The sequence below is a fragment of the Cryobacterium sp. AP23 genome, from assembly GCF_054075385.1.
On the sequence record NZ_CM133415.1, the window covers coordinates 1,492,204 to 1,512,023 of the forward strand.

Here is a 19,820-nt window from a genome sequence, read left to right on the forward strand (position 1 = left end):
CGTGGCCCCCGCCAGCCCTCAACGCCCTCGTATGTTTCTCCTGATCGGCATATGTTCCCCACACACCGTCGCACCGCGGCGGGCGAGCAAGGGGACGACGAATGAGCCTGACGCAGGATGCCGAGGCCGATCAGCGCTGGGCCGCTGCCCAGAAAATTGCCGCCGGCGGAATAGACGAGCGGATGCCGAGGCGCCGGCGAATCGTGTTGCTGTGGATCTCGGTGTTCTTCGTGGGCAGCCTGCTTCTGGGGGTCGTGCTGACTGCCGTACTTCCGCCACTCGACACCTCTGAAGCGGAAGTAGAGGGCTGGAGCCCCCGAGTGATTGCGGGATACCTGTTCCAGGGCGCCGGCGTCCTCATCGGTGTCGTGGGGTTCGTCTGGGCGATTCGCACCGACCGGTACATCACGCGGTGGCGGGCGGTAGCCAGCCCGCTGAGGGCCCGCGAACGCAAATGGGTACAGAAACAGATCCGAACGGGAGCGCCCATCGACGATGAACAGAAGATGTCCGTGGTGCTCGCCATCGCTGCCCAGAACCGAAGCGCAACCTTGGGGGTACTGCCGATCTTTGCGTGCAGCACTCTGATCGCGGTTGGAGTCGGATTGTCCTCTCCCTGGGACTTGATCGCCTGGGTGGAACTGGTCGTCGTTCTCGCATTCATCGTGCTGTTCGCGCTGCTCGCACGGGACTACCGGCGTGCCGGTGTCTACCTCGACACCTTCGGCGGCGACCGCGACTAGTGCAGCACCCGGTAGGTGACGTGGGTGACCAGCTCGTTCTCCACCGAGCTCACCTGCTCCAGCCGCACGTCGTCCAGTCCCGTCAGCAGCGCCTCGCCCGCGCCCTGCACCATCGGGGCGACGTGCAACCGCAGCTCGTCGACGAGCCCGGCGAGCAGGTATTGCCGCACCGTGGATGCCCCGCCGGCGATCGCCACGGACCTCTCCCCCGCCGCGGCGCGCGCCTGCGCCAACGCCGACTCGATGCCGTCGGTGACGAAGGTGAACGTGGTGCCGCCCTCCATCACCAGCGGTTCGCGCGGGTAGTGCGTCAGCACGAATACCGGTGCGTGGTACGGCGGTTCCTCGCCCCACCAGCCGGTCCACTCGAGGTCCCACTCGCCCCGGCCGGGGCCGAACATATTGCGGCCCATGATGAAGGCGCCCGCGTCCACGATCGCCGCGAGCTCGGCGGCGTTCTCGCCGGGCTGCTCGATCGCCCACCGGTGCAGCCGCATCCCGCCCTCGCCCATCGGATTCTCCAGGCTCTGGTTGGGGCCGGCCGCGTAGCCGTCTGTGGACACCGTGATGTCGCAGGTCACTGTCGTCATGCGTGGATCGCTCCCGTTCGTTGGCTCACCCCGGCGCCGAAAGCCACCCGGAAGGCCGATCAGACGTTCACGGCCGCTGGCACCAGATTGGACGGCACCGGTTCGTGGCGCAAGTAGCTGCGCTGGAAGACGCCGCTTCCGGCGGTCAACGCGCGGAGCTCGATCGCGTACCGCAGCAGCTCGGCATCCGGGATCTCGGCGTTGATCTCCGTGCGCTCATCCCCCACCGAGGTGGTGCCGGTCATGTGGCCGCGCCGGGTGGACAGGTCGGTCATCACCGGGCCCACGTAGGCGTCGGGAACGGTGATCGTCACCGCCGAGACCGGTTCCAGCAACTGGATGCGGGTGGTCGCCGCGGCCTCCCGCAACGCCAACGCCCCGGCGGCCTGGAACGCCGCATCCGACGAGTCGACGCTGTGCGCCTTACCGCCCACGAGGGTCACCCGGATGTCCACCACCGGGAACCCGGCCGAAACCCCCCGCTGCAGCTGCGCCCGCACCCCCTTCTCCACCGACGGGATGTAGTGCCCGGGCACCACTCCGCCCACGACCTTGTTCACGAACTCGAACCCGGCGCCGCGTTCGAGCGGGTCGACCTCGATGTCGCAGATGGCGTACTGGCCGTGCCCGCCGGACTGCTTCACGTACCGGCCCCGGGCGGTGGCCGGCCGGGCGAAGGTCTCGCGCAGCGGCGTGATCACGTCCACGGTCTGCAGCTTCACACCCTGGCCGCGCAGCCGGTCGAGCACCACCTCGGCGTGCGCCTCGCCCATGCACCACAGCACCAGCTGGTGGGTCTCCGGGTTGCGTTCCACCCGCAGGGTCGGGTCGACGGCGGCGACCTTCGCCAGGTTCTTGGCGAGCGCGTCTTCGTCGCCGTGCGCGGCGCCCTGCACCGCCACCGGCATCAACGGCTCCGGCATCTCCCAGGCCGCCACGAGCACGGGCGCGTCCTTGTCGGACACGGTGTCGCCGGTCTCGGCATCAGTCAGCCGGGTGAGCGCGCAGATGTCACCGGCCACGCAGTACTGCACCGCCCGCAGGGTCGACCCGAGCGGGGTTTGCAGGTGGGTGATCCGTTCGTCGCTGTCGTGGTCCTGATGGCCCCGGTCGGCGAGCCCGTGCCCGCCGATATGCACGATCGAGTCCTCCCGCAGCGTGCCGGAGAACACCCGCACCAGGCAGACCCGGCCGAGGAACGAATCGATGGTGGTGCGCACCACCTCGCCCACCAGCGGCCCGGCCGGGTCACAGGTCAACGGTTTGGCCGGCGTGCCGTCCAGGTCGGTCACCGTCGGCAGGGCACGCTCCACCGGCGAGGGGAACGCCCGGGTCAGCATCTCCAACAGCTCCGTGATGCCCACCCCGGTCTCGGCGGATGTCGCGAGCACCGGATAGAAGGAGCCCCGCACCACCGCGATCTCCAGGTCGGCGATGAGGGTGTCCAGGGCGATCTCCTCCCCGCCCAGGTAGCGCTCCATCAGGGTTTCGTCCTCGCTCTCGGCGATGATCCCCTCGATCAGCGTGGCCCGCGCCGCCTCCGACTCGGCCCGTTCGGCCGCGCTGGCCGGTCGTCGTTCGGGGTGCGGAGAGCCCGCGCTGTAGTCCGAGACCGTGCCGGAGAGCAGGCCGAGCACCCCGGTGATCGACCCGTTGCTGCGGATCGGCTCGTACAGCGGCAGCACCGACGCGCCGAAGTTCTCCTGGCATGCTGCCAGCACCGCCTCGTAGCTGGCCCGCGGATGGTCGATCCGGTTGATCACCACCGCCCGCGGCATGCCGATGTGTTCGCATTCGGCCCAGAGGGCGGTGGTGGCCGCGTCGACGCCGTCCACGGCCGAGACCACGAACAGCGCCGCATCCGCTGCCCGCAGCCCGGCGCGCACGTCGCCGACGAAATCGGCGTAGCCCGGGGTGTCGAGCAGGTTCACCTTCACGTCGTCTACCGCCAGCGGCAGCACCGACAGCGCCACCGATCGTTGCTGGTGGATCTCGGACGGGTCCGCGTCGCTCACCGTGTTTCCGCCCACGATCGACCCCATCCGGGTGATGACCCCGGTGGCCGCGAGCATCGCTTCCGCGAGCAGGGTTTTGCCGGCGCCGGACCGGCCGACCAGGGCGACGTTGCGGATCTGCTCGGGGCGGGTGGCCTGGGTGCTCGGCGAGGAGGACGCCTTGCGGAGGTCGACACCGCCCCGGCCGGCTTTTGGCGATTCCTGTGTGCCTTTTACCGTCATGAGCAGCTCCCGACGTCGTTGTCTGTTCCCGCAGCGTTGTAACCGATTTGACCCCAGACCTCACGGCTCGGCAAGGGCCGGGTGGGCGGCCGATACGATCGAACGATGCCTTCCCGAACAGACCGCGCCCGCGCCACGCCACGAACGGCGGGGCAGCGAAAGCCCACTGGCGCCCGCCCTGCCCGCGGGAAGTCCGGAGCCGCCAGCTACCTCGTGGTGGTCATTTTCGCGATCGGCTACGTCGTTGCCGACGCCCTGTGGCCGATCCCGCTCTGGGTCGCCGGCCTGTACCTCGTCGCCAGCATTGTGTGTTTCGTCGTGTACGCGGTCGACAAGTCCGCGGCCGCCGCGGGTCGCCGGCGCGTGCCGGAGCGGACCCTGCACCTGCTCGGGATCGTCGGCGGCTGGCCGGGCGCCATTGCCGCGCAGCAGATGCTGCGGCACAAGACGCAGAAGGTCAGCTTCCGGCGGGCCTTCTGGGTCACCGTGGTGGTGAACCTCATCGTTTTCGCGCTTTTCGCGACGCCCGTCTTCTCACTCCTGGTCGAGGCGGCCCTGCCCGCTTAGGAGGTTTTCGAGTGCGTCGAGCACCGGCACCTGCCCGCGCACCAGCTTCACCCGCGCCTCGGCCAGCCCCACCCAGCGGGCGTCATCGATCTCGGGAAACTCCTGCAGTGTGCCCGACCGCGGCGGCCACTCCACGGTGAAGGTGTTGCTCACCACCCGCTCCACTGTGAGTTCCGCCTCCGCCGCAAACACCGTCACGACCTTGCCGGACGACTGACGGAACTCCCCCAACGGCGTGTACTCCGCGTCCGGCGCGGGCACCCCGATCTCCTCCGCGAACTCGCGCCGGGCCGCGGCGAACGGGTCCTCCCCCGGCTCGTACTCCCCCTTGGGGATCGACCAGGCCGCGGCATCCTTGCGCGCCCAGAACGGGCCACCCATGTGCGCGATCCACACCTGCGGTTCCGCCGCATCCGTCAGCCGGTACAGCAGGATGCCCGCGCTCTGCACCACCATCCGCCGCTCCTCACCCGCTCTCACCACCCACCCCAGACTGGCCCGTTTTCGCTAGTCGTCAACCTCCCCCAACTAGCGAATCCGGGCCAGTCATCGCTCTGATCGCGCCTGAGCGACTCCACGCGTCCCCCGATTCATGACTGGCCCATTTTCGCTAGTTCCGGGTCGCCTTGCACTAGCGAAAATGGGCCAGTCATCGCCCTTCTGATGTTCGGCGGTGCTACTTCTTCTTGGCCTCGAACCAGACCTGGGTGAACCCGCCGGCGGCGATGAACACCTTGCCGCTACGCGAGTCGCCCTTGCCCTTACCGGAGGTGGCGACGGGCTGGCCCGTCGCGTCGAACGCCTGCTGCACGAGCTTCTGCCCGCGCGGCACGTCGATCCGGCGCTCTGCATCCGCCACGTCGGCGCTCACGTACAGCGTCGAGTCGCCGTCCGGTCCGGTCACCGCGACGGTGGAGATCAGCGGCTGCAGCAGCAGCGCATCGATCTGCGCCGGGCCATCCGTCGTGCCGACCACCCGGGTGGCCTTGCCCGGCAGGGTGTTCGTCAGAGGGAGCGGCAGCAACTGGCCGGGCGCCTCGGTGACGCCCTGCTCGCCCGCGCCGCCGTTCGCGGTGCTGCCGAGCGGGGTGGTCTTGCCCTTGCCCGGCTTGCCGGTGCCGGCGGTCCACGTCGTCGTCCCCGACGGGTCGACGACCTGGTTCACGATCGGGTGCACCCGGCGGGCCTGGTCGTCGGTGGGAACGGTGATGCTCACCCGTCCGCCGGCGGTCAGGTCGACGTAGGCGCCACCGGACAGGTTGGCTTCGCCGGTCCAGGACGACGCCGGGGTGACGACCGAGCCTCCGGTGAGCACGCCGCTCTCCGCCTCGACCACGCTGAGTCCGTGCGTGGCCACCGTGGCGGTGATGCCCAACGCGGCGGCCTTGAGGTCGGGGTTGGCGTCCAGGGTGAGCATCGACAGCAGCGCGTGGATGGTCGATTCGGCGCCCGAGTTCGTGTTGACCCGGCCGTCCCGTTCGATGCCGTCGATCGTGGTTCCGGTCGCGGGGTTGTAGGCGGGCAGGCCGCTGCGGTTCGCACCGAAGTACCAGCCGGCGGTAATGGCCGCGATGTTCAGCAGGCCGGGGGCGTCGGCGGCCTCGGCGGTCGCGACCAGGCTCTGCAGCCGGGAGTCGACGCCGTATGCGATCTGAGCCTCGCCGGGGGTCGGCGACCAGGCGTTGTCCGGTCCGCCCGCGGCGAGCAGCTGCGGGGTGAACTGGGCGGTGTCCTGCACCGCGGCGGTGAGCAGGTCCGGGTCGTCGAGCACCTCGGATGCCGTCGCCACGGCCGAGGGGGCCAGCCCGCCCCAGGCGTGCCACAAGCTGGGCGAGTGCGTCCACGGCATGATCGCGCCAAACGGCCAGTCTCCGCTGGCGCCCTCCACCGTGGACATCGCCGCGATGCCCTCGCTCAGCTGACTGAGCGCGGTGCGGGCAGTGTCGGCGGTCGGGCCGGTGGCGCCGGTCTGCACGTAGGCGGCGAGGCCGAGAACGGCCTCGGCCGACGCATCCGCACCGTCGGCAATCAGCCAACCCGGCACCTCATCGCCGTCCGCGATGTCATAGGTGCCGTACTCGCCCAGCGACTGCCGGTTGAGGGCGGACAGGCTGAGATCGAGCCGCTCCTGCAGGAACGCGGCGAACTCCGGGTCGTCGGCGGCGAACGCGGCGTAGCCCTCGCCGAGCGCCCACACCGTGCGGGCGAGCCAGTAGGACTCCGCCGAGTCGCTCGGGTCGGGCAGCTCGACCGGTTCTGCGCTGGGGTTCAGGGTGCCGTCGAACTGCTGCCAGAGCACCACGTTGCCGGCGTTGGGGCCGTCGGTGGTTTGCAGGTAGGTGAGTGAGCGCAGGGTCTGGAAGGCGTGCTCCCGGCTGGTCTCGTCGCCGGTCTGCTGCCAGTGCCGCAGGTAGACCACGGCGGCGCGGGCGGTGTCGTCGGCGTTGAACGCGCCCTGGCCGTAATAGCCGGTGGCCGGGTCGAGGTCGCCGCCGCCGACACGGTTGTAGGTGCCGTCGTCGTTCTGGTCGGCGTAGGTCCACGGCGCTTCGACCGACGGGTCCTCCGCCGCCTGATAGGTGGTGTGCCCGGCGATCACCGGCAGCGGCACGTCATCCAGGAGGAAGTTGAGGTGGCTGAGATTGGTGAGCGGGGCAGATGCCTCGGCGGCCGGAACCGCCGACGGGGCGCTGGCGACGGAGGTGAGCGCCGACGCGGGGGCGACGCCCAGGGCGCCGACGCCGACCAGCGCGACCGACAGGGTCGCGGCCAGGGCCACGCGGCCGGCCCGTGAGTGAGTGGGTGGACAGGAGTCTGATCGAACATCGTTGTACGTCATCCGTCAACTAAACCGGTTAAGTTCCTCGCCGTCAAGAGCAATCCTCACCTTGCAACCCGTGACTGGCCCAGTTTCGCTAGTTCACGGGCACCTCCAACTAGCGAAACTGGGCGAGTCATAGCTCCCCCGCGGCGCGGGAAAAACACACGCACGTGACTGGCCCATTTCTGCTAGTTCCGAGGCCCCAGCGACTAGCAAAAATGGGCCAGTCATAGCTGGGGGCGGATGCTGCGCGCGAGGTTAGCGTGCGGAGCCTAGGGCGTCACATCCATTTCTTGCGCCGAAAGGTGAGGTACAGCACGAGGGCGAAGGTGATCATGCCGCCGACCGCGATCGGGTAGCCGAACGCCCAGTGCAGCTCGGGCATGTCATCGAAGTTCATGCCGTAGACGGCGGCGATCAGGGTGGGCGCGAACAGGATCGCGGCCCAACCGGAGATCTTCTTCATGTCTTCGTTCTGCCGTTGCGCCACCAGCGTCGCGTTCACGTTGAGGATCTGCGAGAGCGCATCCCGCAGCTCGAGCACCCGCGCCTCCGCGCGGGTGAGGTGGTCGGCCACATCCTGCAGGTAGGTCTGCAACGGTTCGGGGATGCCGTACCGGTCGAAGCCCTTGCGCAGCGACTCGATCACGTCGGTCAGCGACGAGGTGGCGTGCTGCAGGTCGATGACCTCTTGGCTCAGCCGGTAGATCCGTTCGGCGACGGCGGCATCGCCGCTGAAGACCTGGCGTTCGATCTGCTCCTTGTCGATCGCGAGCCCGCGCAGCACCGGCGTGTAGCCGTCGACGATGGCATCGAGCAGCCGGTACATCACGGCCTCGGGGCCGAGCCGCAGCAGGGTCTCGTCGTTGAGCAGGGTGTGGTCGGCCACATCGGTCGCGTTGTTGGGCAGGTTCGCCTCGTCGGAGCCGTCGATCCAGCGCCCGTCCTGGCACAGAACGGCGATCGCGTGCGGTCGCACCAACACGTGGAACTCGGAGAAGTCGACGTCTTCGGCCTCGTCCAGGTACCGCGCCGAGCGCACCACCATGAAGAGCACGTCGCCGTAGCGCTCGAGCTTGGGCCGTTGGCCGGCGTGCTGCAGGTCTTCCACGAGCAGCGGATGCAGGCCCCACGCCTCCGCCAGCTCGTCGACGTCCTCCGCGGTGGGGGCGGGGAACAGGCAGAGCGCGATCCGGTCCGGGCCGTCCTGCGCGAAGGTGAGCGCGTCGGCGATCGTCGCGTCGGCCGGCGCCACGGTGAGCTTGCCGTCGATGATGTACCGGGTGCGTCGGGTGGTCGCGGATGCGCGCGCCAGCGGGTCGCTGCTGTGCCGGCGGAAGAGTCGACTCCGCTGCGTCGTTGCTCCGTCGTGCTGTCGTTGAGACATGTTGCCCTCTTTTCCTCGAATCGAACGAGGTACCGCCCACCAGACTACGGTTCGATCGCCGCCGGGCCGGCATGGCCGGCGCGATCGACGGAGATACACAAGGACCATTGCGCAATGTTCATTGTTCTTATAGCGTCGTGGCATGACCCCCCGCGACAGTCCACGCACAACACTCACGTCGGCCGCTTCGATGCGGGTGCTCGCGCATCCCACCCGCCTGCGCCTCCTGGGACTGCTGCGCGAACGCGGCCCGCAGACCGCCGCGCAGCTGGGCGACATCATCGACGAAGCCCCCGGAACGATCAGCTACCACCTCGGCAAACTGGCATCGATCGCCTTGATCGAACCGGCCGCGGCGCAAAGCACCGACCAGCGCGAGCGGTGGTGGCAGGCCACATCCGCACTCACCAGCTGGGAACCCGGGGACCTCCTCGACGACCCCGACAAACTGGCGGCATCGGCGGGCCTGCAGAAGTCGATCGCGCAGGCCTATGCCGCCCATTACACCGACTACATCGACGCGACCCCCGCCCTGCCGCGTGAGTGGGTCGCCGCGGCGGCCAGCAGCGACCGCAGCCTGCGTCTCACCGTCGACGAACTGAGCACCATGCGTTCGGAGCTCGAGGCCCTCGTCGACCGTTGGCTCGACACCAGCGCCGCCCACGACCCGGCCGTCCCCGACGGCGCCGAACCCGTGTTGCTGGTCTACCAGGCCTATCGACGACCCTGACCCGCCATGACGAAACGCATGACGGATGCTCCCCCGCGCGACCGCCGAGCCGCCGGCTCGCTCTCGGCGCTGCTGGCCGCGCACGCCGTCTCCCAGACGGGCAACGTGGTCACCGCTTTCGCCATCCCCTTCTACGTCCTCGGCCTGGGCGGGTCGGGCGTGGAGGTGGGCATCGCCGCGTTCTTCGCCACCGCGCCAATCGTGATCGGCGGCGCGCTCGGCGGGGTCGTCGTCGACCGGGTCGGGCACCGCCGAGCGGCCATCGTCGCCGACCTCGTCAGCGGCGTGGCCGTGTTGAGCATTCCGGTGCTGGCGCTGACGGCCGGCCTGCCGTTCTGGGCGCTCCTGCTGCTGGTGTTCGCCGGCGGGCTGCTCGACACCCCCGGCCAGACCGCGCGCCGCGTCATGCTGCCCGGCCTCACCGCCCGGGCGGGTGTGCGGCTGGAACAGAGCGTGGGCCTGCTGGACGGCTCGGAGCGGTTCGCGAAGCTGATCGGCGCCTCGATCGCCGGACTGCTCGTCGCCTTGGTCGGGCCGATGGCGGCACTCTTCGTCAACGCCGCGACCTTCGCACTCTCGGCGCTGCTCACCTGGGCCTTCGTGACCGCCGCTCCCGCCCCATCCGCCGCCCCGGACCGCTCCGACGCACCCCGCACCACCTACTGGGCCGACCTGGCCGAGGGCTTCCGGTTTGTCGTCCGCGATCCGCTGATGCGGCTCATTGTCGGCCTCGTCCTGATCACCAACCTGCTCGACGCCGCACGCGGCTCCACCCTCATGCCGCTGTACGCCAATGACCGCCTCGGCGGAGCGGCCGCACTGGGTCTGCTCGTCGCCGTGATGGGCGGATGCGCCCTGGTCGGCAACGTCGCCTTCGGGTTCGTCGCGCACCGGATGCCCCGCCGGGTGACGTTTGCGGTGTGCTTCGCCCTGGCCGGAGGTCCGTCCAGCGCCGCGTTCGCGCTCGGAGCACCGCTGCCGATTCTCGTGGCGATGACCGCGGCGTCGGGCCTGGCCGCCGGAGCGATCAACCCGATCCTCGGCACGGTTGAACTCGAGCGGGTTCCCGAGCACATGCGCGGCCGGGTCTTCGGCCTGATCAATGCCGGCGCGTGGGCAGGCGTGCCTTTCGGCGCCCTGATCGGCGGGATCGCCGCCGATACCATCGGGCTGGCATTCGCGTTCGGCATCGTTGCGGTGGTCTACACGCTCGTCACGCTGAGCCCGCTGACGGGCGGTTCGTGGCGGCTGATGGAACGACAGCATGCTCCCGCCCAACCGCCAGCCGCAGAGCATTGTGCGCCCGGGCACGGCGGATGAGACTGGCCGGTATCACTGGCATCCACCGAGAAAGCAGGGAATCATGACCGCCATCCTCGCCCTTTTCGCCTCGGCACTGGCCCTTGTCATCTTCGCCCTCGGCACCAAGGCCGGCCGGAGTCGGTACGAGCCCGCTCATCAGAGCGCCCGGCCGGCGTGGCACGCCCCGGAGGTCAAGAAGGACCGCACCCGCCTACAGAAGCTGGCCAAGCGCAACGCCAAGAACATCAGCAAGGCCGTGCACCACTGAGCCTCTGTTGCCGTCGTGGCTCTCCCGCCGGTCAGGCGAGGATCTCGTCCAGTGTCGTGCCCAACAGCCGCGCCGACTCCTGGTACTTGGCCATCAGCCGCTCGCGGGTTTCCGGCGGCAGCTCGGCCTGCCGGTCCGGGTTCGCGTTGTGCGCCAGGTCGGCGAACTTCACGGTCATCGCCAGCGGGTCGGCAGCCACCCGGGCCATCGACGCCGCGAGCGGTTCGCCCGGTCGCTTGGTCACGGCGTCCACCGCGCGCACGATGTGCTCCGCAAAACCCTGCGCCCGCAGGTCGTCGAGCGTCACCTCGGTGTCTTCGACCACGTCGTGCAGCACCGCCACGATCTTCTCGTCGGCGCCGTCGACCTTCGCCATCACGCCGAGCGGATGCTCGATGTAGGCGACCCCCAGCTTGTCCACCTGACCCGCGTGAGCCGCTGTCGCCAAGGCAATTGCCGCCTCCAGGCCGCCCGGAGCCACGCCGTGATGGTCCTCGGGAACGCTCCCGCGCACCGGTCGAGCTTGACCAGCGCCGTGCTGAGCGTGACGTGACCCCGCGAGAGCACCCTCAATCCCTAACGCGACGAGATCTTCTCCGCTGAGCCCCGGCCAGCCGTGCACGATCCGCAGCCACTCCGCGGGCACCGCCGATGCACCCCACTGGGCGCCCACCAACCCGCCGGCGATCGCCGCCACGGTGTCGGTGTCCCGGCCGCCCCGAACCGCGCCCTCGAGCGCCAGCCGCAACTGACGCGCATCCGTCGACGGCGCCCGGCTGATCGCCGACCACGCGCCCTGCAGCGCCTGCACCACCCAGCCGTTCTGGTCGAAGTACGCCGGCGGATGCAGCTCGGCCGCGGCGATGAGGCCGGCCCACCGCTCGCGCCGCTCCGCGGGCAACGCGGCCAGGCCCACCCGCAGGTCCAGCTCCGCCTCCAGCACCGCGTGCCGGATCGCCAGGCACCACAACACGCAGGCGTCCCCGGCGTCGGCCTCCACGTGGGTGAGGTCGCTGATCGCCCGGGCCGCCGCTGCGAGCCCGGCGGGATCGTCCAGGTACGCCAGCGCGACCGGCGCGGTGCGCATCAGCGACCCGTTGCCGGCGCTGCGGCCGTTCCGGTCGTGGTGCGCCTGCGCGGCCGCCCGCACGCCCGCGGCGGTGGGCACGGCGCTGCCGAGCACCGCCCGCAGCTGGATGCCCACGTCGGGCGCGGTCCGGGCCCAGTCGACCCACGCGGCCACGATGTCGTCGAGCACCCGGTCGTCGGCCAGGTCGCGGCCGGCGGCGATGGCGCGGGCGATTGGCACCGCCATGGAGGTGTCGTCGGTCCACTCGCCGGGCGCCCAGTCGAACTGACCGCCGCCCTTCATCGCGACGTCGGTGTCCTCCGGCAGCGGCGGGCCGAATTCGTAGCCGGCGCCGAGAGCATCGCCGCAGGCCATACCGAGGAGAACACCGGCGGCCCGGTCGGTCTGTGCGGTGGTGAGTGTCAAGCGCGCCCCCTCGTGGTCAAACCCGATAACTTCGACCGTAGCCGCTTCCGTCGCCACAGCTATGCGTTGCAGGCCGGATGTCCCTCAGCACCTCTCGGTTTGCGGTTGCCGGCGGCCCGGGTTACGTTAGTTGTAGATGCAACCATTGCATCGCGATCCGAGGGTAAAGCGGCCCGGTGCGTGAGAGCACCGTCGTGACCACTACCCGAAGGTTCGTCCGCCGCATCGGTCGATCAGGCCCTGCGACAACTTCTGCGGATGCGCACGCGCGTCTATTGGCGACGCCATGTGACGCCCACGCGCATCCGCTTGAGGCCATCTTTGTTCTCGAAAGGAACCACCATGACCACCACCACCGCCACCCAGCCCGCCACCCGCTCGAAGCTCCGCGCCTGGCCCGCGTCGCCGTCCCTCGCCCTGCTCGTTCTTCGCGTCGCCGTCGGGGCCGTCTTCATCGCCCACGGTGCCCAGAAGGTCTTCGTCTACGGGTTCGCCGGCACCAGCGGCTCGTTCGCCGACATGGGCGTGCCGCTAGCGGCTGTTCTGGGCCCGGTGGTGGGTCTGCTCGAGCTGATCGGCGGCGTGCTCATCGTTCTCGGACTGGCCACCCGCGTGGTCGCCGCGGCCCTCGCCGTCGACATGCTCGTCGCGATCGTCCTGGTGCACCTGCCGTTCGGCATCTTCGCCGCCGAGGGCGGCTACGAACTCACCCTCGTGCTCGCGGCCGTCGCTGCCGCCCTGGTCCTCGCCGGAGCCGGCCGGCTGTCCCTCGACGCCGCGCTGACCCGCCGCCGCGCGGCGTAACATCGACGCCCACACCGGGCACTGATCGGCGTCACATACGGGCATGTTCGTGACGAATGACCGGTTGTGACCCACTAATAGATGAGACACGTCTGTGGCACCGGTGCTACGTCCCTCCGCAATGGGGAGCCCGCCGCACCGGTTCGCCGCCTCATCCGCCGTGAAAGGAACCGCATGTCTGACAAGACCGCACAGCAAGTCCACGACCTCGTAGAGGACACCGTCATCAAGGCCGGCGAGCTGGCCGATCAGGCGCGCACCGTCGTCAGCGACACCGTCGCAGACGCCAAGACCGTGATCAGCGACCTCGACGGCAACACCGAGGCCGCCGTCGCCGCAGCGCGCGACCTCGCCGTTGACGCGTACGAGAACGTGTCCGCCGCGTTCAAGCGCAGCCCCGCCCGCGTCATCGCGCTCGGCTCGATCGCGTTCGCCGTTGCCGCCACGGTCGCCACCCTCATCGCCAAGCGCCGCTAGGCACCACCCGCGATACCTTCTTGTTCCGCCCGCTACCGTGCCCCGAACCGGGGGCACGGTAGCGGTCTACGTCGCCGCAGATCTGGACGACGGGATTCTGGGTTCTGATCGGAACCGGCCTGGTCGTGACGATCATCGCCACGTCCTCGTTGGCCGCCAGGAGCCGCCAGCCGTGACTCAGACCCGCGGCTGGCCCGACGCCCGAGCCGCGTTGATCCGGGCGGTCATCTGCGCATAGTTCGGTTTCGGTGCCACGGCGCCACCGACGGCCAGTGCGCGTCGGGTCTCGGACAAGAGGTTTTCCACCGCCTGCTCGAGCCGGTTGTACCGGTTCAACGTGTAGTCCTCGTGCTTGTCGGCCCGGCCCTCGCCCTGCTCCCGCAGCGAATACGAGTGATGCCGGATGAGCATCGCGGCTTCCTGCACCCCGACGTCCCCGACGAGCTGCAGTTGGTCCACTCCGATCCGCACGGCCTGGTGGGCATCCTCCAGCTTGACGAGGTCGACCGGGGCTCCCTTGCTGCCCACCAGGTGCAGCATCCGGCGGGCCTGCGACGTCACCTCGACGGTGGCGTTGCGCAGGTTGTCCAGGCGCAGCGATTCACGTTTCTGCCGGCCGAGGAACCGTGACTTGATCAGCTCAGCGACCGCTACCGACAGCGCCGCGCCGAGAAACGCCCCGACGGCGATGGTCAGCGAGCCGATGTCGAAACCGAGGTCGGCAGCCGCGGGGAGGGCTTCGATCATGATCATGACCCCACACTAGGGCAGCCGGGGCGATTGCCGTCCCGGTCTGGGGTTTCCTGTCTGCGCACACGCGGCCGTTGCTACTCCCCGATCATGCTCGAGTTGCCGTCGGCCTTGACGGTGAGCACCATCGGGCCCTCGCTCAGCGGCACGGTGCCGTCATTCGGATGGCTTTCGCGCCGCAGGCCGTCACCGAGCCTGACAGTCGGCACCCAAAAGCGCTCTGCTCCGTGACGAATTGCCGGTGCGGAGCCTCTCACAAGTGGGGACTCACCCTCGCGTCGGCGTGATGGCCGCTCAACCAGGCCAGCACCGACGCGAGGCTGTCCCCTCCGCCTATCCCCAACAGATTGCAGATCTCATGACTTTTCTCCGACTTCTCCTCGCCGCCGCCTTCGCGTTCGCGTTCTACCTCCTCGGCTCCAAGGCCGGCACCGGTCGCTACAAGCAGGTGCGCAAGAGTGCCCGCAAGGCCTGGAACGACCCGACCGTGAAGAAGGCCCGCTCCGGCACCAAGAAGCTCGCGCGCCGCAACGCGAAGAAGCTCACCAAGGCCGTTCACCACTAAGTCCCGGAAAAAGGAATCTCATGACTGACAACACCGCAGACCAGGCTCACAACTTCGTGGACGACACCGCCAAGAAGGCCGGCGAGATCGCCGAGCAGGCCCGCCACGCCATCGACGACACCGTCGCCGCGGCAACCGAGGCCATCCGCAAGCTCGACCTCGAAACCACGGCCGAGACGGCCATCACCTCAGCGCGAGTGCTCGCCGCCGAGACCGCCGACAACGTCACCTCCGTCTACAAGCGCCACCCCGCCCTGATCATCACGCTGGGCTTCCTCGCGGCAGCAGCGATCGCGATCTTCGCCAAGCGCCGCTAGCATCGCCGGGCTCGGCCGGCCTCTCGCAGGCCGACTCCGCCCACCTCTTGCATAACTCCTGCAATTCTCTAGCAGCACGTGACGGATGCCCGGATTTCCGGCCCGTCTCGCGGCGTGCGACGAGAATTGCAGGAGTTGTGATCCCCCTGCACGGTTGGGGGGCCGGTCCTGCGCCGTGGGGGCCCGGTTCAGAGAGAGCCCGAGGGGCAGGCTAGGCCGGCGCCGACTCGTCCATCGGGATGGCGGCGAACTCGCGCAGCACCAGCCGGGGCGTCACCATCCGGTGCCGGGGTTCGGTCGACTCGGGCGCGCCGTGCACCCGCCCGTTGAACTCCCCCGTGAGCAGCTCGAGCACACCGGCGGCGACCTCCTCCACGGACTGGTCGACGCTCGACAGCCCGATCGCGGCGGCAATGGGCGTGTTGTCGTAGCCGGTCACCGGCACCCGCTCCGGGTTCGCGATCATGGCGCCCACTGCCAGCGAGTCGCTTGCGCAGAGCACGGCGTCCAGGCCACCCGCGGTGCGGCGCAGGTGCTGCATCGCCGCGGTGCCCTCGGCGACACCGTCGACCGTGACCACCTCGAGCGCGGCCAGGTCGCGCTCGGCCACGTCGCCGCGCTCGAGCATCGCGTCTCGCCACCCGCGCCGGCGGTCCTCCCCGGTGCCCGACGGGCTCGGCCAGCCGATGTAGCCGATACGGCGCGCGCCGGCGTCCTGCGCCGCCCGGGCGGCCTGGTGCAGCCCGGCCCAGCCGTCTACATCCACCCAGAGGTGCTGCGGGTCGTCCATGTCGTTGCCGCCCCACGGCCGGCCGAAGGTCACGAACGAGATCCCGTTCTCGATCAGCCAGTGCGTGCGGGGGTCGCCGGCGAAGGTGGAGGTGAGCACGAAGCCGTCCACGTCGGCGCCGTCGTTGAGGCGCTTGAGCTGGGTGATCTCGTCCTCGGGGCTCGTGGCGGTGAACAGCAGCACCCGCAGGCCCTGCTTGTCGGCCTGTTCAGTGAGGGCGTGCAGAAACCGGTCGAGAACCGACCCGGAGATACCGTCGATCATCGGGTCCAGCCGGATGCCGATGGTGGAGCTGCGCCGGGTGCGCAGCCGCCGGGCCGACGCGTGCGGCCGGTAGCCCAGCTTGGCGATGGCCGCTTCCACCCGCTCCCGGGTGTCGGCGCGCACGATGCCGGGCGAGTTCATCACGTTCGAGACGGTCTGGCGGGAGACGCCGGCCGCGAGGGCGACATCCGTCACCGTTGGCAATGCAGCCATGACTACCCCTCCCAGACGGATGCGGTCACCCACCACCCCGCGAATGGATCGATCCAACACCGATCCCCCACAGAATACCGCGTTTGCGACCACAAAACCGAGCGGTGTTAGATCGATCAAAAAAAGATTTGATCGATCAAATTATTTCGGCTACTGTGACCAATACACAAGCAACGCGCACCGTAGCGCGACAGAAGGAGCATCAAGATGCAACGACGCAACTCCCGCTGGCTGATCGGCGCAGGCCTCACCGTGGCCGGCGCCCTCACTCTCAGCGCGTGTGGTTCCGGATCCGGTTTCGGCAGCGACACTGCAGCCACCGACGGCGAACTCACCAGTGACTCCTCCAAGAGCCTCTCCATCCTGATCGGCTCGAGCGGCGACGCCGAGACCGCATCCGTCAAGTCCGCCGTCGCCGCCTGGTCCGACGAGTCCGGCACCGACGCCGAGGTCAGCGTCGCCAGCGACCTCAACCAGCAGCTCGCCCAGGGCTTCGCCGCACAGAAGCCGGCCGACGTCTTCTACCTCTCCACGGATGCCCTCGCCGGCTACGCGTCGAACGGCTCCCTGCTCGCCTACGGCGACGAGCTCGCCAACAAGGACGACTTCTACCCCAGCCTGGTCAGCTCCTTCACCTACGACGGCGACTTCTACTGCGCCCCGAAGGACTTCTCCACCCTGCAGCTGATCATCAACACCGACCTCTGGGCCGCGGCCGGGCTCACGGATGCCGACATCCCCACCACCTGGGACGAGCTCGCCACCGTGAGCAAGACCCTCACCACGCCCGAACACGTGGGCCTCGGCATCGGCGGCGAATACGCCCGACTCGGCGCGTTCATGGCCGAGGCCGGTGGCAGCCTGATGAACGAGGACAGCACCGAGGCCACCGCCAACAGTGCCGAGAACGTCGAGGGCCTCGAGTACGCCCAGACTCTCCTCAACGACGGCTCGATGAAGTACGCCACCGAGCTCGGCGCGGGCTGGGGCGGCGAGGCGTTCGGCAAGCAGCTCTCCGCGATGACCATCGAGGGCAACTGGATCACCGGTGCCATGACGAACGACTTCCCCGACGTCAACTACACCGTCGCCGAGCTGCCGGAGGGCCCGGCCGGCAAGGGCACCCTGCAGTTCACCAACTGCTGGGGCATCGCCGCCGACAGCCCCAACCAGGCCGCCGCACTCGACCTAGTCGAGCAGCTGACCAGCAAGGACGCCCAGCTCACCTTCTCCACCGACTTCGGCCCGATGCCCTCGATCCAGTCGGCCGCCGAGGAGTGGAAGAGCGCCAACCCCACCCTGGTGCCGTTCCTCGCCGGCGCTGACTACGCCAAGGGCGTGCCGAACGTGCAGGGCGCCGCGGATGTCGTGAGCGACCTGAACGCACAGCTCGAGTCGCTGAAGACCGGGGACGCGAAAACGATCCTCGACTCCACGCAGAAGAACCTCGAAGCACTGCTGAAGTAGCCCACCATGTCGACGCCCGCACGCACGTCTCGCCGCTCCGGAATCCGGGGCGGCGAGGCCGCCTCGGGGTGGATCTTCACCGCCCCGATGATCATCCTGCTCGGCATGTTCCTCGTCATCCCGGTGCTGATGGCCCTCTGGGTCAGCTTCTCCGACTGGAACGGCCGCGGCAGCCCTTTCGCGTCGTCCGTGTCGTTTGTGGGCGTCGACAACTACTCCGCTCTGCTCAACGGCGGCGGCCTGGCCGAGCAGGACTTCGGCACGGCGCTCCGCAACAACGCCTGGTACGTGCTGCTGGTCGTGCCGATCCAGACCATGCTGTCGCTGTTCCTGGCCGTGCTGGTCAACCGGCAGATTCTCCGCGGCCGCGGCTTCTTCCGCACCGCGTTCTACTTCCCGTCGGTCACCAGCTCGGTCGCGATCACGGTGCTGTGGCTGTTTCTGTTCAGCGCCAGCGGCGCCGTGAACAAGCTGCTCGCGTTCGTCGGTGTCAACGGGCCGAACTGGTTCAACGACCCCAGCGGCGTGCTGCACAACATCCTCGGCGTTTTCGGCGTCGAGAACGGCCCGGCCGCGCTCACCGGCAATACTTTCCTAGGCATATCCTTCTGGGAGTGGCTCTCCGGGCCGTCCGTTGCGATGAGCGCGTTCATCCTGATGGCCGTGTTCACCACCAGTGGCACGTTCATGCTGCTGTTCATCGCCGCACTGCAGAACCTCAGCGGCGACGTCGTCGAGGCCGCCATGATGGACGGCGCCAACGGCTGGCAGCGGTTCTGGCGAGTCACCCTCCCCCAGCTGCGGCCGACCCTGTTCACCGTGCTCACCCTCGGCCTGATCGGCGCCTGGCAGGTGTTCGACCAGATCTACACCGGCACCCAGGGCGGGCCGGCCAAGACCACCCTCACCCCGGCGTACCTCTCCTACCAGACCGCGTTCACCAACCAGGCCTGGGGCCAAGGCGCCGCAATCGCGTTCATCCTGTTCGTGATCATCGTGGTCTTCACCCTGTTCCAGCGCTTCCTGCTGGCCGAACGCAAGGTCTCCGCCCGGCGGATGCGCCTGTACGAGCAGACCCCGACTCCCGGAGGTTCCAAATGAGCACCACCGTGAGAACCCGCGTGCGCACCCAGTCCCCCTCCCAGCGGCTCAAGTTCCTCGGCCGCGAGAAGCTGCCCACCAGCGCGATCGCCGGCCGGTCGCTGCTTTACGCGGTGCTGATCGTGCTCGCGATCATCTACATCGCCCCGTTCCTGGTGCAGGTCGCCACGTCCTTCAAGACGGATGCCGACGCCGCGAGCAACCCGATGTCGCTGATCCCCGCGACCTGGTCGTCGGCCGCGTACGAGAGGTTGTTCCTCAACTCGGACTTCCCGGTCTGGTTCAAGAACTCCGCCATCGTCACGATCTTCGTCACCCTCGGCCGGGTGTTCTTCAACTCCCTCGCCGGCTACGCCCTCGCCCGACTGCACTTCCGCGGCCGCAACGTGATCTTCGCGCTGCTCATCGCCGTGATGAGCGTGCCCGGTGTGGTGCTGCTGATCCCCAAGTTTCTGGTGATCAACCAGCTCGGCATCTACGACACCTACGTGGCCATGATCGTGCCGCTGCTCACCGATGCCGCGGGCGTGTTCATCATGAAGAACTTCTTCGAGTCCATCCCGGCCAGTGTCGAGGAGCAGGCCCGCATCGACGGGGCCGGCACCTTCCGGGTGTTCTGGTCGATCGTGCTGCCGATGGCCCGGCCGGCGCTGGTGACCATCATCATCTTGTCGTTCCAGGGCTCCTGGAATGAGCTGTCGCACTTCATCGTGGCGACCCAATCGGCCGAGCTCACCACGCTCACCAAGGGTGTCGCGTCGCTGGCGTCCGGTCAGCTGAGCCAGGGCACCCAGTACCCGCTCAAGCTCGCCGCCGCGGCGATCATGACCATCCCGGTGGCCGTGATGTTCTTCATCTTCCAGAAACGCATCATGAACACCACCGACGGCGCGGTGAAGGAGTAACCGACTCCTTCTATATGCGCCCTGTAT

At 68.9% G+C, this 19,820-nt stretch carries 21 protein-coding genes; 12 read left to right on the top strand and 9 right to left on the bottom strand.

The genetic code is table 11. The features are described 5' to 3' along the window. Positions 1–101 precede the first annotated feature (101 nt). A complete protein-coding gene (locus ACU5E9_RS07070; RefSeq protein ID WP_456812911.1) occupies positions 102–743 on the top strand; it encodes a hypothetical protein in 642 nt (213 codons plus the stop codon). On the opposite strand, the gene ACU5E9_RS07075 is transcribed toward ACU5E9_RS07070, so the two are convergent. Together ACU5E9_RS07075 and ACU5E9_RS07080 are read right to left on the bottom strand one after the other, a co-directional pair. Further along, positions 740–1,333 carry a dihydrofolate reductase family protein gene (locus tag ACU5E9_RS07075; protein ID WP_456812912.1) on the bottom strand — a complete coding sequence of 198 codons (594 nt, stop codon included), beginning with the start codon at positions 1,331–1,333 and terminating at the stop codon, positions 740–742. The two genes, ACU5E9_RS07070 and ACU5E9_RS07075, sit on opposite strands and share 4 nt — an antisense overlap. A gap of 59 nt (positions 1,334–1,392) precedes the next feature. Further along, on the bottom strand, positions 1,393–3,570 hold the full coding sequence (locus ACU5E9_RS07080; RefSeq protein WP_456812913.1) for an elongation factor G-like protein EF-G2: 2,178 nt from the start codon (positions 3,568–3,570) through the stop codon (positions 1,393–1,395). 105 nt (positions 3,571–3,675) lie between these two features. Between ACU5E9_RS07080 and ACU5E9_RS07085 the strand changes: the two genes are divergently transcribed. Further along, complete coding sequence (locus ACU5E9_RS07085) at positions 3,676–4,137, top strand: DUF1294 domain-containing protein (protein WP_456812914.1); 462 nt, start codon at positions 3,676–3,678, stop codon at positions 4,135–4,137. On the opposite strand, the gene ACU5E9_RS07090 is transcribed toward ACU5E9_RS07085, so the two are convergent. The 3 genes from ACU5E9_RS07090 to ACU5E9_RS07100 all read right to left on the bottom strand — a co-directional run bounded on the left by ACU5E9_RS07090 (position 4,105) and on the right by ACU5E9_RS07100 (position 8,345). Beyond that, positions 4,105–4,593: an NUDIX domain-containing protein gene (locus tag ACU5E9_RS07090; RefSeq protein WP_456812915.1), complete on the bottom strand. Its 489-nt coding sequence runs from the start codon at positions 4,591–4,593 to the stop codon at positions 4,105–4,107. The two genes, ACU5E9_RS07085 and ACU5E9_RS07090, sit on opposite strands and share 33 nt — an antisense overlap. Positions 4,594–4,813: 220 nt before the next feature. After that, positions 4,814–6,916, bottom strand: coding sequence for a hypothetical protein (locus ACU5E9_RS07095; protein ID WP_456812916.1), 2,103 nt, complete (start codon positions 6,914–6,916; stop codon positions 4,814–4,816). 322 nt (positions 6,917–7,238) lie between these two features. Further along, on the bottom strand, positions 7,239–8,345 hold the full coding sequence (locus ACU5E9_RS07100) for a magnesium and cobalt transport protein CorA (protein ID WP_456812917.1): 1,107 nt from the start codon (positions 8,343–8,345) through the stop codon (positions 7,239–7,241). Between the two features lie 142 nt (positions 8,346–8,487). Between ACU5E9_RS07100 and ACU5E9_RS07105 the strand changes: the two genes are divergently transcribed. From ACU5E9_RS07105 to ACU5E9_RS07115, 3 genes are read left to right on the top strand one after another with little or no spacing between them, the layout of a single operon-like run. After that, positions 8,488–9,075 carry a helix-turn-helix domain-containing protein gene (locus ACU5E9_RS07105; RefSeq protein WP_456812918.1) on the top strand — a complete coding sequence of 196 codons (588 nt, stop codon included), beginning with the start codon at positions 8,488–8,490 and terminating at the stop codon, positions 9,073–9,075. A 6-nt stretch (positions 9,076–9,081) separates the two neighbouring features. Then, positions 9,082–10,395, top strand: coding sequence for an MFS transporter (locus ACU5E9_RS07110; protein WP_456812919.1), 1,314 nt, complete (start codon positions 9,082–9,084; stop codon positions 10,393–10,395). Positions 10,396–10,438: 43 nt separating this feature from the next. Next, positions 10,439–10,645 (top strand): hypothetical protein, encoded by a 207-nt coding sequence (locus ACU5E9_RS07115; RefSeq protein WP_456812920.1) that lies wholly within the window; start codon positions 10,439–10,441, stop codon positions 10,643–10,645. A gap of 31 nt (positions 10,646–10,676) precedes the next feature. Here the strand turns inward: ACU5E9_RS07115 and ACU5E9_RS07120 are convergent, their stop codons facing one another. After that, the gene (locus tag ACU5E9_RS07120; protein ID WP_456812921.1) at positions 10,677–12,140 is read right to left on the bottom strand and encodes an ADP-ribosylglycohydrolase family protein; all 1,464 of its coding nucleotides are present in this window, start codon (positions 12,138–12,140) and stop codon (positions 10,677–10,679) included. Between the two features lie 342 nt (positions 12,141–12,482). Here ACU5E9_RS07120 and ACU5E9_RS07125 point away from each other — a divergent pair, with 342 nt between their 5' ends. After that, positions 12,483–12,944, top strand: coding sequence for a DoxX family protein (locus ACU5E9_RS07125; RefSeq protein WP_456812922.1), 462 nt, complete (start codon positions 12,483–12,485; stop codon positions 12,942–12,944). A 174-nt stretch (positions 12,945–13,118) separates the two neighbouring features. After that, positions 13,119–13,421, top strand: a complete 303-nt coding sequence (locus ACU5E9_RS07130; protein WP_456812923.1) for a hypothetical protein — start codon at positions 13,119–13,121, stop codon at positions 13,419–13,421. A 177-nt stretch (positions 13,422–13,598) separates the two neighbouring features. Here ACU5E9_RS07130 and ACU5E9_RS07135 read toward each other — a convergent pair whose 3' ends face one another. Continuing rightward, on the bottom strand, positions 13,599–14,174 hold the full coding sequence (locus ACU5E9_RS07135; RefSeq protein ID WP_456812924.1) for a hypothetical protein: 576 nt from the start codon (positions 14,172–14,174) through the stop codon (positions 13,599–13,601). Between the two features lie 74 nt (positions 14,175–14,248). Then, the gene (locus ACU5E9_RS07140; protein ID WP_456812925.1) at positions 14,249–14,380 is read right to left on the bottom strand and encodes a hypothetical protein; all 132 of its coding nucleotides are present in this window, start codon (positions 14,378–14,380) and stop codon (positions 14,249–14,251) included. A gap of 149 nt (positions 14,381–14,529) precedes the next feature. Between ACU5E9_RS07140 and ACU5E9_RS07145 the strand changes: the two genes are divergently transcribed. Together ACU5E9_RS07145 and ACU5E9_RS07150 are read left to right on the top strand one after the other, a co-directional pair. Beyond that, positions 14,530–14,736 (top strand): hypothetical protein, encoded by a 207-nt coding sequence (locus tag ACU5E9_RS07145; RefSeq protein WP_456812926.1) that lies wholly within the window; start codon positions 14,530–14,532, stop codon positions 14,734–14,736. Positions 14,737–14,756: 20 nt separating this feature from the next. After that, positions 14,757–15,053: a hypothetical protein gene (locus tag ACU5E9_RS07150; RefSeq protein WP_456812927.1), complete on the top strand. Its 297-nt coding sequence runs from the start codon at positions 14,757–14,759 to the stop codon at positions 15,051–15,053. 211 nt (positions 15,054–15,264) lie between these two features. On the opposite strand, the gene ACU5E9_RS07155 is transcribed toward ACU5E9_RS07150, so the two are convergent. Then, the gene (locus ACU5E9_RS07155; RefSeq protein ID WP_456812928.1) at positions 15,265–16,320 is read right to left on the bottom strand and encodes a LacI family DNA-binding transcriptional regulator; all 1,056 of its coding nucleotides are present in this window, start codon (positions 16,318–16,320) and stop codon (positions 15,265–15,267) included. Between the two features lie 207 nt (positions 16,321–16,527). Between ACU5E9_RS07155 and ACU5E9_RS07160 the strand changes: the two genes are divergently transcribed. The 3 genes from ACU5E9_RS07160 to ACU5E9_RS07170 are packed head-to-tail and all read left to right on the top strand — an operon-like array spanning position 16,528 to position 19,793. Further along, entirely contained in the window at positions 16,528–17,787 is a 1,260-nt protein-coding gene (locus ACU5E9_RS07160; protein ID WP_456812929.1) for a sugar ABC transporter substrate-binding protein, read from the top strand. A 6-nt stretch (positions 17,788–17,793) separates the two neighbouring features. Continuing rightward, complete coding sequence (locus ACU5E9_RS07165) at positions 17,794–18,888, top strand: carbohydrate ABC transporter permease (protein ID WP_456812930.1); 1,095 nt, start codon at positions 17,794–17,796, stop codon at positions 18,886–18,888. Continuing rightward, on the top strand, positions 18,885–19,793 hold the full coding sequence (locus ACU5E9_RS07170) for a carbohydrate ABC transporter permease (protein WP_456812931.1): 909 nt from the start codon (positions 18,885–18,887) through the stop codon (positions 19,791–19,793). Before ACU5E9_RS07165 ends, ACU5E9_RS07170 begins: the two co-directional genes overlap by 4 nt. Positions 19,794–19,820 lie beyond the last annotated feature (27 nt).

What these genes read in the sequence shown, in the direction of transcription:
- ACU5E9_RS07110 (WP_456812919.1), top strand. Translation starts at nt 9,082, where the DNA reads ATGACGAAACGCATGACGGATGCTCCCCCGCGCGACCGCCGAGCCGCC.
- ACU5E9_RS07070 (WP_456812911.1), top strand. Translation starts at nt 102, where the DNA reads ATGAGCCTGACGCAGGATGCCGAGGCCGATCAGCGCTGGGCCGCTGCC.
- ACU5E9_RS07170 (WP_456812931.1), top strand. Translation starts at nt 18,885, where the DNA reads ATGAGCACCACCGTGAGAACCCGCGTGCGCACCCAGTCCCCCTCCCAG.
- ACU5E9_RS07155 (WP_456812928.1), bottom strand. Translation starts at nt 16,320, where the DNA reads ATGGCTGCATTGCCAACGGTGACGGATGTCGCCCTCGCGGCCGGCGTC.
- ACU5E9_RS07115 (WP_456812920.1), top strand. Translation starts at nt 10,439, where the DNA reads ATGACCGCCATCCTCGCCCTTTTCGCCTCGGCACTGGCCCTTGTCATC.
- ACU5E9_RS07100 (WP_456812917.1), bottom strand. Translation starts at nt 8,345, where the DNA reads ATGTCTCAACGACAGCACGACGGAGCAACGACGCAGCGGAGTCGACTC.
- ACU5E9_RS07130 (WP_456812923.1), top strand. Translation starts at nt 13,119, where the DNA reads ATGTCTGACAAGACCGCACAGCAAGTCCACGACCTCGTAGAGGACACC.
- ACU5E9_RS07105 (WP_456812918.1), top strand. Translation starts at nt 8,488, where the DNA reads ATGACCCCCCGCGACAGTCCACGCACAACACTCACGTCGGCCGCTTCG.
- ACU5E9_RS07090 (WP_456812915.1), bottom strand. Translation starts at nt 4,593, where the DNA reads ATGGTGGTGCAGAGCGCGGGCATCCTGCTGTACCGGCTGACGGATGCG.
- ACU5E9_RS07150 (WP_456812927.1), top strand. Translation starts at nt 14,757, where the DNA reads ATGACTGACAACACCGCAGACCAGGCTCACAACTTCGTGGACGACACC.
- ACU5E9_RS07160 (WP_456812929.1), top strand. Translation starts at nt 16,528, where the DNA reads ATGCAACGACGCAACTCCCGCTGGCTGATCGGCGCAGGCCTCACCGTG.
- ACU5E9_RS07075 (WP_456812912.1), bottom strand. Translation starts at nt 1,333, where the DNA reads ATGACGACAGTGACCTGCGACATCACGGTGTCCACAGACGGCTACGCG.
- ACU5E9_RS07165 (WP_456812930.1), top strand. Translation starts at nt 17,794, where the DNA reads ATGTCGACGCCCGCACGCACGTCTCGCCGCTCCGGAATCCGGGGCGGC.
- ACU5E9_RS07135 (WP_456812924.1), bottom strand. Translation starts at nt 14,174, where the DNA reads ATGATCATGATCGAAGCCCTCCCCGCGGCTGCCGACCTCGGTTTCGAC.
- ACU5E9_RS07125 (WP_456812922.1), top strand. Translation starts at nt 12,483, where the DNA reads ATGACCACCACCACCGCCACCCAGCCCGCCACCCGCTCGAAGCTCCGC.
- ACU5E9_RS07080 (WP_456812913.1), bottom strand. Translation starts at nt 3,570, where the DNA reads ATGACGGTAAAAGGCACACAGGAATCGCCAAAAGCCGGCCGGGGCGGT.
- ACU5E9_RS07145 (WP_456812926.1), top strand. Translation starts at nt 14,530, where the DNA reads ATGACTTTTCTCCGACTTCTCCTCGCCGCCGCCTTCGCGTTCGCGTTC.
- ACU5E9_RS07085 (WP_456812914.1), top strand. Translation starts at nt 3,676, where the DNA reads ATGCCTTCCCGAACAGACCGCGCCCGCGCCACGCCACGAACGGCGGGG.